Below are 13,389 nucleotides of genomic sequence, written 5' to 3'. Positions count from 1 at the left end.
CGGTTATGCAAAAAGAGTACATCCAGTCATTACCCAAATATATCACCCTGTGCGAGCGCAATTATTTGCGAGCGCTAAAACTGCTACCTGAGGAATCATTGGGTAACAGTCGTGAGCTGCACCTTGGCGCGGCCAGTTACCAGATCCGCATTGATGGTATTGCCCGCTACACCACAGATATTGCCGTGGTCCAAAAGCAACAGATCAGTGCCCATCTGGATGATTTTGCTTTGTCTGTACGCTTGTATCACGATGCCAAAGTGGCAGAAGTGATCCACCACGATTTTCATCAGCGCATCAAACCGTCTTATCGCTATCCAAATCCGGATATGCACCACAAAGACGAAAAATATCAGCTCAACGCCTTTTTGGCCGACTGGTTAATGGCTTGCCTGGAAAGCGGCCGGGTGCCACTCAACTGGGACGTCAATAATGGCCTGGTTTAAGCAATCACATCAGTTTAGCGCTGCACAGTTACGCCTGGCGCACATCACAGACAGCCACCTGTTTGGCAGCCGTGAGGGCTGTTATTTTGAGGTCAATACCGCCGCACACTTTGTCAGCGTGCTCGATGCACTCGCCGGGGAAGGGCTTGATGGTGTGGTGTTTGGTGGCGACTTAACTCAGGACCACAGTGCTGAGTCTTATGCGCTGTTTGCCGAGCTGGTGGCGCAATCGGCGCTCGACTGCCCACTGTTTTGGGTGCCGGGTAATCACGATGACCTGACCTTGCTGGCGCAGATCAGCGAGGGACAGATCAGTGCCGCTAAGCATTTACGGTGCGAGCAGGGCGACATATTACTGCTTAACAGCAAAGGCCCTACGCCCGCGGGCTGGTGCGAGGCTGCGCATCTGGCTGAGCTTGAGGCTGTGCTCTGCGCAGCATCAAGACCGGTACTGGCGTTTTGTCATCATCATCCGCTCCCGATTGACGGCTACCTCGATAAACATATGCTGGAAAACGGCCCTCAGCTGCTCAATACACTGGTCGACAGTCAGCGTGTTGAGGCACTCATTCATGGCCATGTGCACCATGCCTATGCGCAGTCGTTTCGTACTCTGCCTGTGTATGCCACACCGGCGACGTCTATCCAGTTTGCTAAACACACCGCAGACTGGCAGCAGCATAATTTAGGGCCTGCCTATCGGCTTATTCACTGGAGCGCAAAAGGCTTGCACACTGAGGTAAAATGGCTCGCAAATTAATCTATATTCATGGCTTTAACAGCTCAGAGCAATCCTTTAAGGCGCAACAATTAGGCCAATGGCTTGCGCAACATTCGTTTGAATGTACTTACCTTACGCCTCGTTTACATTACGATCCGGCCATTGCCATTATACAGCTTGAACACCTGCTGGATGCAGACACTGCGCTGGTTGGCAGCTCTTTGGGTGGCTACTACGCCACTTACTTGTCGCAACAACATGGTTTGCGCGCTGTGGTGGTGAACCCGGCAGTGCGCCCGTTTGAATTGTTGCATGATTATCTCGGACCTCAGTATAATCCCTATCAGCAACAGCATTACACGCTGACACACCAGCATGTAAACACTTTGCGTCAGCTCTACGTTGAGTCGCTGCACGCACCAGAAAATATATTATTGCTACAACAAAGCGGCGATGAAGTGTTACCCTATCAACAGGCAGTGAACTACTTCAGCGCCAGCCCCGGCCATATTGAGTTTGGCGGGGATCATAGTTTTATGGGTTTTGAGCGTTACTTTGACACCCTAGTCAGGTTTCTTGAAATCACCAACACAAACGAAGAAAATCAGATCCAATTATGAGTCAGCAGAATTATAATGCCGAAGCCATTGAGGTGTTGAATGGCCTGGAGCCGGTGAAACGCCGCCCTGGCATGTATACCGACACCACGCGGCCAAACCACCTGGGTCAGGAAGTCATAGACAACAGTGTCGACGAAGCCCTGGCCGGCCATGCCAGCAAGATCGATGTGATCCTGCATGAAGACAATTCGCTACAGGTGATTGACGACGGACGCGGCATGCCGGTGGATATTCACCCTGAAGAAGGGATCCCAGGGGTTGAGCTGATCCTGACCAAGCTGCACGCGGGTGGTAAATTCTCCAATAAAAACTATCAGTTTTCCGGTGGTCTGCACGGGGTCGGTATCTCGGTAGTGAATGCCTTATCAACCCGGGTTGAAATCACGGTTAAGCGCGATGCCCAGGTCTATCAGATGGCATTCGAGCATGGCGACAAGGTCGAAGACTTAGAAGTCACGGGCACGGTTGGTAAACGCAATACCGGTACCTCAGTGCAGTTTTGGCCCGATCCCAGCTATTTTGATTCCGCCAACTTCTCGCTTAGCAAGCTTAACTACCTGCTCAAAGCCAAGGCCGTATTGTGCCCGGGCCTGCGCATTCGTTTCATCAATAAACAAACTAAAGAAACGCAGGAGTGGTGCTACGAGTCGGGCCTGGAAGATTACTTAAAAGACAGCTCTAAAGGTTTTGAGACCTTGCCGCAAAGCCCGTTCGTGGGCAGCTTCAGTGGCTCCACCGAAGGCGTTGACTGGGCATTGCACTGGCTGCCAGAGGGTGGCGAGTCGATCACCGAAAGTTATGTGAACCTGATCCCAACTGCGCAAGGCGGCACGCACGTCAATGGCCTGCGCCAGGGCTTGCTGGAAGCCATGCGCGAGTTTTGTGAATTCCGTAACCTGTTACCACGTGGCGTAAAGCTGACCCCCGACGATGTCTGGGATAAGTGTAGCTATGTGTTATCGGTGAAAATGCAGGATCCGCAGTTTGCCGGTCAGACCAAAGAAAAACTGTCATCGCGCTCTTGCGCGACGTTTGTCTCGGGGATTGTCAAAGATGCTTTCAGCCTGTGGCTGAATGAACACACCGACACCGCCGAAGCCTTGGCAGAGCTGTGTATTAGCAATGCACAAAAACGTATGCGTGCGGCCAAGAAAGTGGTGCGTAAAAAGGTCACCAGTGGCCCAGCGCTACCCGGTAAACTCACCGATTGCTCGGGCTCAGAAACCGAACGTTCTGAGCTGTTTTTGGTGGAAGGGGACTCGGCGGGCGGCTCTGCCAAACAGGCGCGCGACCGTGAGTTTCAGGCCATCATGCCGCTGCGGGGTAAAATTTTAAATACCTGGGAGGTCGACTCCGGGCAGATTTTGGCCTCGCAGGAAGTCCACGATATTTCAGTGGCGCTGGGCATTGACCCGGACTCCGAAGACCTGTCGGCGCTGCGCTACGGTAAAGTCTGTATTCTTGCCGATGCTGACTCCGACGGACTGCACATTGCCACTTTATTGTGTGCCTTGTTTGTAAAGCACTTCCCTGAGCTGGTGCGCCGTGGTCATGTGTATGTGGCCATGCCGCCGTTGTTCCGTATCGACGTGGGTAAAGAAGTGTATTATGCGCTGGATGAAGACGAAAAACGCGGCATTTTAGATCGCATTGAAGCTGAGAAAAAGCGCGGCAAAGTCAACGTACAGCGCTTTAAAGGTTTGGGTGAAATGAACCCAATGCAGCTGCGCGAAACCACCATGGACCCCAACACCCGCCGTCTGGTGCAACTGACCCTGGATGAGCCAGAGGAGACGCTTGAAGTGATGGACATGCTACTGGCCAAGAAGCGTGCCGGCGACCGAAAGACCTGGCTGGAACAACATGGTGATAAGGCAGAAGTGTGAGCTTGCTGCCGACAACTGAATTCGGATGATTACGCCAACGCGATAACTCGTGTGCGGTACAACAAACAATAAGGTGTATCATGACAGATCCGCAAACCCTGTCCTTACAGGGGATTGAACAACTGGCGATGGGCCGCTTCACAGAAGACGCCTATCTCAATTACTCCATGTATGTGATCATGGACCGGGCCCTGCCACACATTGGCGACGGCCTGAAGCCAGTGCAACGGCGTATTGTGTATGCCATGAGCGAGCTGGGCCTGTCGGCCGCAGCCAAATATAAAAAATCTGCCCGTACTGTGGGTGACGTGCTGGGTAAATACCACCCGCACGGCGACAGCGCTTGTTACGAAGCCATGGTACTGATGGCCCAGCCATTCTCCTACCGCTACCCGCTGATAGATGGTCAGGGTAACTGGGGTGCGGCTGACGATCCTAAGTCGTTCGCTGCGATGCGTTATACCGAAGCGCGCTTGTCTAAATTTTCAGAAGTACTACTCAAAGAATTAGGCCAGGGCACGGTTGACTGGATCCCCAACTTTGATGGCACCATGAATGAGCCTATGGTGCTGCCGGCACGATTGCCGCACATCCTGCTTAACGGTGTGACCGGGATTGCCGTGGGCATGGCCACAGACATCCCGCCGCATAACGTGCGTGAGCTGGCTGAAGCTTGCTGTACCTTGCTGGACAAGCCGAAAACCACACTGGAAGAAGTGCTGGAGATGGTGCAGGCGCCGGACTATCCAACTGAAGCCGAGATCATCACACCGAAAGCCGAGATCCAGAAGATTTACACCACCGGACGCGGCTCGATTAAAATGCGTGCGGTGTATGAAGAAGATCAGGGCGAAGTGGTGATCACCGCGCTGCCTCATCAGGTATCCGGTGCTAAGGTGCTGGAACAAATTGCGGCGCAGATGACGGCCAAAAAGCTGCCTATGGTCGCTGACTTGCGTGATGAATCGGATCACGAAAACCCAACCCGCATCGTGGTGGTACCGCGCTCTAACCGGGTCAAAGTTGAGCCACTGATGGCCCACTTGTTTGCCACCACAGATCTGGAAAAGAACTACCGGGTTAACCTCAACATGATTGGCCTGGATGGGCGTCCTCAGGTCAAAGACCTTCGTACTATCCTGGCCGAGTGGCTGGTGTTCCGTCGCGATACGGTGCGCCGTCGCTTGCAGTATCGCCTCGATAAGGTGCTGGCGCGTTTGCATATTCTTGAAGGTTTAATGATTGCCTTTTTGAATATCGACGAAGTGATTGAAATCATCCGCACCGAAGACAAGCCCAAAGACGAGTTAATGAGCCGCTTTGGACTGTCGGACAAACAAGCCGAAGCCATTTTAGACTTAAAGCTGCGCCACCTGGCGAAGCTTGAAGAAATGAAGATCCGTGGCGAGCAGGATGAACTGAGCGCCGAGCGCGACAAGTTGGAGCAAACGCTGGGCTCAGAGCGCAGAATGTCGACGCTGCTGAAAAAAGAAATCCGCGAAGCCGCCGAATTGTACGGTGATGAGCGCCGCTCACCGGTTGTTGAGCGCCTTGAAGCCAAAGCGCTGAGCGAGAAAGACCTTATTCCATCGGAATCCGTCACTGTGGTGCTGTCTGAAAAAGGCTGGGCCCGGGTTGCCAAAGGCCACGACATTGATGCCGAAGGGCTCAATTATCGCGCCGGAGACAGTTACAAGGCATCGGCCAAAGGCCGTAGTAATCAGCCGGCGGTGTTCCTCGACAGCTCTGGCCGGGCATTTGCCACCGATGCGCATAGCCTGCCATCGGCGCGTAGTCAGGGGGAGCCCATGACCGGGCGCTTTAACCTGGCCGCGGGCACCAACTTTGAACATGTAGTGATGGGTGAAGAGCAGTCGCTTTACCTGATGGCCACCGATGGCGGCTACGGTTTTATTGCCGAGTTTAACGACCTGGTCAGTAAAAACAAAAACGGTAAGGCCCTGGTCAGCATCCCGAAAGGGGCTGAGCTGATGGCCCCCATCACAGTGGGTGATGTGGCGACCGACCGGTGTATGGCCATTTCTAATGAAGGCCGGATGCTGATATTCCCATTGCGCGACCTGCCAAAGCTGGCCAAAGGTAAAGGTAACAAGATCATCTCTATCCCGAGTGCCAAAGTACAGGCCCGCGAGGAGTTTGTAAAAGTGCTCGCCGCAATCCCGGATGGCTGTGCCGTGACCTTACATGCCGGTAAGCGCAAACTGACGCTCAAACCCGGTGACCTTGAACACTACTATGGTGAACGCGGTCGTCGCGGTAACAAGCTGCCCAGAGGCCTGCAACGGGTTGATGGGTTTGAGATTGAGCATAACGGCAATGACGTCGCTGAAGCTGACGACAGCGAGCAGCCAGCAGACGAGTCTTAATGCTCCAGCAAGCAGGCATAATGCTTACTATGCCTGCTTGTTTGCTTATTAACGTTCACGCCTATTCAGGTAAGACTTAAGCACAGCGACGCTGAAAACCGGTGAAGCAGAATGATGGCCCTGCGTCACTGTCGTGTGTTATTACTATTCAGGTGGTTGACAGTTAGCGAATGAGACGGATTCTGTCACACTAAGTTCGCCTTCTCGTTCAATAACAAAGAAGTAGTAGGGGCGGTGCGCCTCATAGACTTCAACACAGGCTTCTTGATCGGGCAGACACTGTCGCGTTTCAATGTTCACTCGAGTGGTTTTAGTTGCCAAAGGGGTGCCCGTGCTTGACTCATAACTGGCCGTTAATATTTCTGCATTAACGGCATCGAATTGGTATTCGCGTCCACAGCTATTTTTATCACGTGTTCCCATATCAAAAAGCACCACACTGTGCGTTTTAAAGTCGATTTCCGCAAGCTGCTCAATGGTGTATTCATCGAACTTTTCCTGAAAATCAGTGGCATTATTTAACACACTAATGTGTTTGGGCGCACTTTGCCAGGGATCGATATACTCGCTGCTGAAGAGTATTTCCGCCGAGGCCTCGCGCATTGTGATATCAGGTTGACTCTGCCTGGGGGAGCTCTGTTGTGCATGCGTTGCTTTGGCCTGCACTGTGTTTGCTGCCGGTGAATGGCTTACTTTGCTGCTTGCATTACTGTCCTGAATACAGCCTGTAAGTAACAATGAGAACCCTGTGAGTGTAACGAGCTTAGTTAGCATGATATTTCCTTTGCGTTTTTAATTTAAAAATACAGTAATCAATATCCCAGTTAACGTGTCTGCGTTATTTGTTATTGGTTGTAATTATTTTGCGGTGTTTGTGTCCCGACATCATATACGCACCACACATCCCAAAAAACACTTATGAGTTTGCAGGAGCGTCACCGGGGTATGTGAAAGCATCAAGGAATAGAACTTCATTGATGCTTTGAGTTTTAAGCAACTCATTGTATTTTTTGATTAAACTGGCTATGTTTCAATCATGGCATCTAAACAGAGCAAGGGAAATACGCATGCAGAAGTTAAAGGCGAGACTAAAACCAATATGTTTGACATTGATGGGCACTTTATTGACTGGATGCAGCTACTTTTTTAATTACGACATCCAGCTAAAGGGGTGTTTTCCAGCGCTTGAATATTCTATCTCGGAAGCAGATATGCCTATTTACCGGGTGTCATTTTCTGATCCCAATAACTCATTCACAACCGCAGGGTATGACTTTGATGTGTTGAACTTTTACTTTCCATCATCAAGCACCGCAGAAAATGGTGAGTTAGTATTTGAACGCCCAGCACCTATGTCAGGACGTTATAGCTTGAATGGCGATATAGTGATATCTGTACCTGGTTGGGGTGAGAGGTATCTGGGTGGGAGCGCAATATCTGTAAACTTTCCCGTGCTATATAAAGGGGAAAAAGGCATTTTTAGTGCCTATATGATGGGAGACAGTGGCATTGCATTGCCGCAAGGGATAAGTGCGCACTGCAAGCAGGAGATTGCCGATGTATGCGAAGGCAGGTATTGCCGGTTTTTGCAGTATCTGGATTTAGAGCCGTAAATCAATAAGTGCTGGAACCAGACTACTCAGCCTTATCATAGTTGGTAAAAGTAGCTGTTGAGCAGATAAATAGCCAATTCGAAGTTACCTGCCAAAGGTGAGTGATTTCTCAACTGTAACCCACAAATAAATACAGTGAACAGAGCACAATTTAAACTCAAGGAGGAGCCTTGACTGCAAAACTCCACTTGAAATCTATAATGAAAAAGTAGGTATATTTCCACGTTGAACCAGCATTCCCATTCAAGCTCTAATTGTGAATGTCCTCGATATCAATGCCATTGAAGGGTAAGTGGACACTACCAACTTATTTCGAAGTTTATTCAGGCTCAGACCCGCAAATACCCCCTACCACTTCATTGGTATCTGTATTTTCAACCCAGAATGTTACGGCATAGTTTACAAGCTTTCTTCTGATCAGATAAGTGTTGCCTGCTATAGCATCAACCCAAACACAGCCGTCTGCGTATGAGTTTTGGTGGCGATACTGAACTTCTATCTTGTGGACACCGCTTGTAACTTTTAAAACGTCTGGAGCAGGGTAAATATTCCCAGGAAGCGCTAACATTTCTCCATTAAGAGACTTAATTACAACACGTTGGTCGAGTCCGGTTAAGAACGTATGTTCTTTTTCTGTCTCTGTTTGTATCACCGCGAAGCTGCTTTCTTTCGAGGCATCAACTCCCTTTTGAATGTGTGTGCTAGCACAACCAGATAAACCAATAATAAGTACTGCCCCAAATAATTTCTTCATAAGACCTCTAAATACATATTAATAACCTACACTTCGTGCCGGCGATACAAAGCAATTAAATCATGGATAAACTTATCCAGTTGCTTTTATGGACCAACTGTTTCAACGTTAATTGCATTTTTCAGAGTGCAAACTCAGGACGCATGCAGGCGTCACTTACGTTAAGCCCTTTATTAATTCCTTAACAAAGCCAACAAAACAAATCTATCATAAATATAACAAATGTTGTCCCCGCCATATGGATTTAGGTACAAGTTTACGGATGAAGGAAGCCATCCAAAGAAAGAGTTTGGAAGAAACATATGGATGTACCAGTAGGTGTAAAGCCGAGTAGGCTCACGGAATAGCAGGTGCAAGCCTTCTCGTCCGTGCTTTTTCTGCTTCGGCAATACTGATGTATAGTCCGGCAAGAACTTTGTAAGGCATCTACCTAACAGCTAAATAATAGGGTTTTGCCCATCCAGGTATCTGGGTGCTCTTGCAGGAAATCAAGCAAGCCACTGGCTCGAAATGTGGCGTGCTATGGTATGCCAGCTGCGCTTAGGCTTCACTTACAGGGTTGAGGATATAAAGTGATGGCTGTAGCAAGGAAGAGCCAAATAAGTTTAACTGCTCCCCTTTACTATCACTGTACTTCCCGCAGAGTAAAGTGCGCATTTTCGCGTGATGAAAGCAAGTGTAGATGCCAGTCATTTAAGTGGGCGCAGGGGAAGGTCGCTTGTCTCACAGTACCTGAGTAACCTTTCCCGAAGGAAGGGGGGGAGCATGTATTTAAAAGTGACTGCCTTTTTCTTGGCTTGCTATTTCTTTTTTTGAGAGACTTCGTTTAAGTGTTTGATAAAAATAGCTGTATATTCAAAATGATTGTTATAAACAGGATGAGGAAGGCGATTGTGCAGAGCTTAAAGGCACGGCTAAAACCGATGTGCCTGGCCATTATGAGCACTTTATTGGCCGGGTGCAGCTACTTTTTTGATTACGATATCCAGCTAAAGGGGTGTTTTCCTGCGATGGAATATCATATCTCGGCAGCAGATAAGCCTACTTATAATCTACCTTTTTATGACACTAATAATCCATTGATTGCCGCTGGATATAACTTCAATGTTGTTAACTATTACTTTTCGTCATCGAGCATTGCCGAAAATGGTGAGTTAGTATTTGAGCGCCCGGCACCCATGTCAGGGCGTTTTAGTATGAACGGAAATATGGTTATCTCAGTGCCAGGCTGGGCGCATAAATATCTGGGTGGGAGCACAATTGCCGTATACTTTCCCATCATCTATCAAGAGGAATATGGTGTATTTGATGCTGAGACAATGGGAGACAGTGGTTTTGCCTTGCCGCAGGGGATAAGTGCGCACTGCAAGCAGGAGATTGCCGAGGTGTGCGAGGACAGGCATTGCCGGTTTTTGCAGTACCTGGATATAGGGCCTTAGCTTAAAAACGTTTAGGGACCAGGCTTCTTACTTTTTAACGACACGTAAAATGCCTGGTCGCGACCTGGATTTATCCCAGTAGCGCGCGATAGCTATTGATGGCACTGGTCTTTTCTTCTCGGATCAGGGGGAGCAGTGTGCTGAAATTCAGGCGCAAGAAGCGCAGCCAGGCTGGTATTACAGCGACAACCAATGCCAGCATGCAATTGCGTATAAAAATGAAAGTGACATTAGCTATTGTCTTCGGGAGTTCGACCACCAGGCAGAAAAATATGGCAGCAGCGATGATTTAAATGCCGCAAGTGATGCCTGGATGCCAGGGCTGGGCGCGACACTGCCTGCCACAACACGCACTCAGTCGTTCACTGAGATCCCACTTATGCAAAGGGCGACGTACAAACAGACTCAGAGCGAGCTGGGGACTTGTCATCTTGAGATGCGTGTTTATAAAAATATCAACCACCATACCGCTACCCCCGTTATGATGATCCACGGTGGTGGCTGGTTAGAGCGGCTTAAAACAGCACGAGTCATGGAAGCGCAAATCGCTCAGCTGACTGAGGCTGGCTTTGTTGTCTACATGCCTTTTTATCGATTGGCACAAGACAGAGAAGCCGGGCCTGCATGTAATCAGGTGACAATAGAAGAGAGTAAAAAAGATATCCGGGATGCTTATTTTTGGGTGCTGTTCAACAACCACAAGTATACGCACAGCGATAAATCAATTCGCCTGATCGGGCAATCAGCAGGCGGACACATGGCAGTGTGGTTGTCACAGCAGTTGCCATTTTTTATTGAAAAAATAGCCCCTATGTTCCCGGTGGCTGATTTTGCCCATCAGTTGCAGGAAGTGCAGGACGGAAGTTATAACCATGGTTACATTAAACGTATGCTGGCGACTTTGGCGGGTAAAGATGACTGGCAGGCGTTGACAGGTAATGAGCCGCTCATCGTAAATAACAGCCTGCTGGAGTACATTGAGCAGTACCCGGGCATCGCACCCGAGATGTTTATCAGCCACGGCATGGCAGATGCCATCGTCTCACCGAGTCAGTCATTAAGGCTGTGTAATGCACTCGCAGGTGATATTGATGCAGGTCCTGCGCAGGTCGATATGCTCAGTTTTGACAACCAGTATGCGCGGGTACACTGTCGCAACGGCAGTGAATTACACTTACTGGAGCAAGCAGGCCATCACTTTGATGGCTGCGGTCTGGGCTTATGCGATGTTGGCGGAGAAGCGGGCATCGCTGCGACCTCTAAGCTGATGGAAAACATGGTTAACTGGCTGAAGTAAGTGCGTTGATTTAACCATTCAATAAGTACCAACAGCAAGCCTGGCTTCAGCCGGAGTCGGGCGTGTTAATCGCTTGCGTGTCTTGCTCACTCAACCCCGTTTGCAGATGCGCGATAAGCGCGGTGACTTTTTTCTGTGGGTATTTACGGCCCGAGTAAAAAGCATACAGCACCAGATCTTCCGGTTCATGCTCTAGTTTGACCTCAACTAACGTGCCAGCCTTTAGTTCCGCCTGGCACATATGCCTGGGCAAAATGGCAAATCCCAGCCCCTGGATGGCGGCGGCTTTGGCCATGTGGCCACTGTTAACTTTATAGCTGGATTGCACATGCAGGGTTTTATTGTGCTTAAATCGCCAGGGCGTGCCTTGTAGTGCGGTCAGGCTGGTAATGCAGGGCACTTTGCTCAGTGTTTCCAGTGTGTGCAGATTGGCATGGTCGGCAAGCAAAGCCGGTGCCCCGACAACGCAGCTTGGCAGTGTCAGAAGGGGTTGTGCGACCCAGCCCGAATCAATCAAGGTGCCGCGGCCAAAGCGGATCACCAAGTCTAAGCCCTCCATAATACCTTCCGAGGGATTGAGCTGGGTATCGCAACTGAGCGTGATATCGGGGTGCTGATGGCAGAAGTCGGCGATAAGCGTTGCCAGGACAGGCACATCTGGCATAACCAGATTAAGGTGCCCGGATAACGCATCACTGTGCTCACAGACCTCTGTCAGTGCATCATCCATTCTTTGTAGCAGTGGTTTTATGGTCTCATAAAGCTGTGTACCTGATGCTGTCGGGTGCATTTTCCGGGTTGTGCGCTCCAGCAGTCGGGTGTTTAAGTGGTGCTCCAGTTGGGCAACATGACGGCTGATATTAGAGGTGGGCAACAGACGTTGCTCTGCTGCCAGTTTGAAGCTCAACTTTTCATACACAGCCACAAAGCTCAGTAACCATTGAATATCGGTCCGTTCAATCATTAATTGTCTCATTTGGTGGGATTTATAAAGCCATATTAGCATGTTTATCCCGCTTTGCTGCTTTGTCACACTGCGCTCATCTATTTAAGGAAGTGAACAATGCAAAAGAAACGTATAGCGATAATTGGCGCGGGTGTCGCGGGCATGGCGTTGGCAATACTGGCAAGAAAACAAGGGCATGAGGTGCAAGTTTATGAGCGAGCTGCGACTCTCACAACCATGGGGGCAGGCGTTACATTGTGGCCCAATGCCATGTATGTGCTACATAAAATGGGACTGGCACAGCAAGTGATTCGTGCAGGGGGCACACCTGAGTCACTGTGTCAGTATGACCGCAGCGGCAACAGACAAACTACCCTGGATATTGGCGAGCTAAACCGGCACTGTGGCTATGCCAGCGTGACCATACTGCGTCGCGACTTGATACGGATACTGGGTGAGGCGCTGGCAGAGCAGGGGGTAGCCATTAAATTTGCAACCTCCGTAACCTGTAAAGAAGTAAACAGCCTCAGGCAAGCGAACGATCTGGTCGTTGGCGCTGATGGCAGAATGCAGTCGGTGGTGCGCCAAATGTTATTCGCCGAGGCGGGCACACCTTGCTACCAGGGGTTTATTAATGTGATAGGGGTAAGCAAGCTCAGGCCTGGTACCCTTGCCAATCATATTGGCGACTTTCGCCACCCCACAGAGCGCTTTGGCATAGTGCCCGTAAGGCCGGATATATGTTACTGGGCCGGGGCCTGGCGCACATCACTCGATGAAAGTCGTACTCAGCATGACTGGCTGGGAGAGCTAAGGCAGCGCTTTGGCGGCTGGGCTGAAGCGGTTCAGGCCGTACTGAAGCACCCGGAACCTGAGTCGGTCCGGCCTATTTTTGTCCATGATTTGGATCCTCTCCCATACTGGCATCAAGACAATATGGTGCTGATTGGAGATGCAGCGCACGCGTCATTACCCACCTCAGGACAAGGGGCGTGTCAGGCATTGGAAGACGCCTGGCAGCTGGCCTGCCTGATGTCTCAGCGAGACCCGCTCAGCGCCGTGTTAAGCCAGTTTTACCGACTGCGGATAGAGAAAACCACCATGGCCCAGCATGTCGGCCGACAATTAGCGCAGCAGCTTTTTTCCGGGCAAAGTGATGAATCGGCCACTCACTCTGCAATGTCTCTGGCGCAGCTGAGCCGGCTATGGATGCAGGGGCTTGATGGATAAAATGGGCTGTTGAGCCCAGCTGCTGATGTGCTTAACCTAAACCGAGTTTT

13 protein-coding genes are annotated in these 13,389 nt (G+C 50.2%); 10 read left to right on the top strand and 3 right to left on the bottom strand.

Features of this window, described 5'->3' with window-relative positions; translation table 11 throughout:
* The first annotated feature begins 5 nt into the window (after positions 1-5).
* From TW77_RS00735 to parC, 5 genes are all read left to right on the top strand, one after another.
* Positions 6-446 carry a DUF1249 domain-containing protein gene (locus TW77_RS00735; RefSeq protein ID WP_046003045.1) on the top strand — a complete coding sequence of 147 codons (441 nt, stop codon included), beginning with the start codon at positions 6-8 and terminating at the stop codon, positions 444-446.
* A complete protein-coding gene (locus TW77_RS00730) occupies positions 433-1,206 on the top strand; it encodes a metallophosphoesterase family protein (RefSeq protein ID WP_046003044.1) in 774 nt (257 codons plus the stop codon). The genes TW77_RS00735 and TW77_RS00730 overlap by 14 nt, the downstream gene beginning before the upstream one ends.
* Entirely contained in the window at positions 1,191-1,787 is a 597-nt protein-coding gene (locus TW77_RS00725; protein WP_046003043.1) for a YqiA/YcfP family alpha/beta fold hydrolase, read from the top strand. The genes TW77_RS00730 and TW77_RS00725 overlap by 16 nt, the downstream gene beginning before the upstream one ends.
* The gene (gene parE / locus TW77_RS00720; RefSeq protein WP_046003042.1) at positions 1,784-3,673 is read left to right on the top strand and encodes a DNA topoisomerase IV subunit B; all 1,890 of its coding nucleotides are present in this window, start codon (positions 1,784-1,786) and stop codon (positions 3,671-3,673) included. Before TW77_RS00725 ends, parE begins: the two co-directional genes overlap by 4 nt.
* 80 nt (positions 3,674-3,753) lie before the next feature.
* Complete coding sequence (gene parC, locus TW77_RS00715; protein WP_046003041.1) at positions 3,754-6,060, top strand: DNA topoisomerase IV subunit A; 2,307 nt, start codon at positions 3,754-3,756, stop codon at positions 6,058-6,060.
* A gap of 144 nt (positions 6,061-6,204) precedes the next feature.
* Here parC and TW77_RS00710 read toward each other — a convergent pair whose 3' ends face one another.
* The gene (locus TW77_RS00710) at positions 6,205-6,834 is read right to left on the bottom strand and encodes a hypothetical protein (protein WP_046003040.1); all 630 of its coding nucleotides are present in this window, start codon (positions 6,832-6,834) and stop codon (positions 6,205-6,207) included.
* Positions 6,835-7,127: 293 nt separating this feature from the next.
* Here TW77_RS00710 and TW77_RS00705 point away from each other — a divergent pair, with 293 nt between their 5' ends.
* Positions 7,128-7,673, top strand: coding sequence for a hypothetical protein (locus TW77_RS00705; protein ID WP_156158565.1), 546 nt, complete (start codon positions 7,128-7,130; stop codon positions 7,671-7,673).
* A gap of 319 nt (positions 7,674-7,992) precedes the next feature.
* Here TW77_RS00705 and TW77_RS00700 read toward each other — a convergent pair whose 3' ends face one another.
* Positions 7,993-8,427, bottom strand: a complete 435-nt coding sequence (locus tag TW77_RS00700) for a hypothetical protein (RefSeq protein ID WP_046003038.1) — start codon at positions 8,425-8,427, stop codon at positions 7,993-7,995.
* An 893-nt stretch (positions 8,428-9,320) separates the two neighbouring features.
* Between TW77_RS00700 and TW77_RS00695 the strand changes: the two genes are divergently transcribed.
* From TW77_RS00695 to TW77_RS00690, 3 genes are all read left to right on the top strand, one after another.
* Positions 9,321-9,866 carry a hypothetical protein gene (locus TW77_RS00695; protein WP_156158564.1) on the top strand — a complete coding sequence of 182 codons (546 nt, stop codon included), beginning with the start codon at positions 9,321-9,323 and terminating at the stop codon, positions 9,864-9,866.
* Between the two features lie 98 nt (positions 9,867-9,964).
* Positions 9,965-10,159, top strand: coding sequence for a hypothetical protein (locus tag TW77_RS25010; protein ID WP_156158563.1), 195 nt, complete (start codon positions 9,965-9,967; stop codon positions 10,157-10,159).
* Between the two features lie 20 nt (positions 10,160-10,179).
* Positions 10,180-11,163 (top strand): alpha/beta hydrolase, encoded by a 984-nt coding sequence (locus TW77_RS00690; RefSeq protein WP_046003036.1) that lies wholly within the window; start codon positions 10,180-10,182, stop codon positions 11,161-11,163.
* Between the two features lie 46 nt (positions 11,164-11,209).
* On the opposite strand, the gene TW77_RS00685 is transcribed toward TW77_RS00690, so the two are convergent.
* Positions 11,210-12,127, bottom strand: a complete 918-nt coding sequence (locus TW77_RS00685) for a LysR family transcriptional regulator (RefSeq protein ID WP_046003035.1) — start codon at positions 12,125-12,127, stop codon at positions 11,210-11,212.
* 99 nt (positions 12,128-12,226) lie between these two features.
* Here TW77_RS00685 and TW77_RS00680 point away from each other — a divergent pair, with 99 nt between their 5' ends.
* Entirely contained in the window at positions 12,227-13,339 is a 1,113-nt protein-coding gene (locus TW77_RS00680; protein ID WP_046003034.1) for an FAD-dependent monooxygenase, read from the top strand.
* Positions 13,340-13,389 lie beyond the last annotated feature (50 nt).

Source organism: Pseudoalteromonas rubra, from assembly GCF_000967655.1.
Lineage (GTDB): Bacteria > Pseudomonadota > Gammaproteobacteria > Enterobacterales > Alteromonadaceae > Pseudoalteromonas > Pseudoalteromonas rubra_A.
The sequence above is the reverse complement of the archived record's forward strand: the minus strand, read 5'-3'. Positions and strand labels throughout refer to the sequence as shown.

What these genes read in the sequence shown, in the direction of transcription:
- TW77_RS00735 (WP_046003045.1), top strand. Translation starts at nt 6, where the DNA reads ATGCAAAAAGAGTACATCCAGTCATTACCCAAATATATCACCCTGTGC.
- TW77_RS00730 (WP_046003044.1), top strand. Translation starts at nt 433, where the DNA reads ATGGCCTGGTTTAAGCAATCACATCAGTTTAGCGCTGCACAGTTACGC.
- TW77_RS00725 (WP_046003043.1), top strand. Translation starts at nt 1,191, where the DNA reads ATGGCTCGCAAATTAATCTATATTCATGGCTTTAACAGCTCAGAGCAA.
- parE (WP_046003042.1), top strand. Translation starts at nt 1,784, where the DNA reads ATGAGTCAGCAGAATTATAATGCCGAAGCCATTGAGGTGTTGAATGGC.
- parC (WP_046003041.1), top strand. Translation starts at nt 3,754, where the DNA reads ATGACAGATCCGCAAACCCTGTCCTTACAGGGGATTGAACAACTGGCG.
- TW77_RS00710 (WP_046003040.1), bottom strand. Translation starts at nt 6,834, where the DNA reads ATGCTAACTAAGCTCGTTACACTCACAGGGTTCTCATTGTTACTTACA.
- TW77_RS00705 (WP_156158565.1), top strand. Translation starts at nt 7,128, where the DNA reads ATGCAGAAGTTAAAGGCGAGACTAAAACCAATATGTTTGACATTGATG.
- TW77_RS00700 (WP_046003038.1), bottom strand. Translation starts at nt 8,427, where the DNA reads ATGAAGAAATTATTTGGGGCAGTACTTATTATTGGTTTATCTGGTTGT.
- TW77_RS25010 (WP_156158563.1), top strand. Translation starts at nt 9,965, where the DNA reads ATGGCACTGGTCTTTTCTTCTCGGATCAGGGGGAGCAGTGTGCTGAAA.
- TW77_RS00690 (WP_046003036.1), top strand. Translation starts at nt 10,180, where the DNA reads ATGCCAGGGCTGGGCGCGACACTGCCTGCCACAACACGCACTCAGTCG.
- TW77_RS00685 (WP_046003035.1), bottom strand. Translation starts at nt 12,127, where the DNA reads ATGATTGAACGGACCGATATTCAATGGTTACTGAGCTTTGTGGCTGTG.
- TW77_RS00680 (WP_046003034.1), top strand. Translation starts at nt 12,227, where the DNA reads ATGCAAAAGAAACGTATAGCGATAATTGGCGCGGGTGTCGCGGGCATG.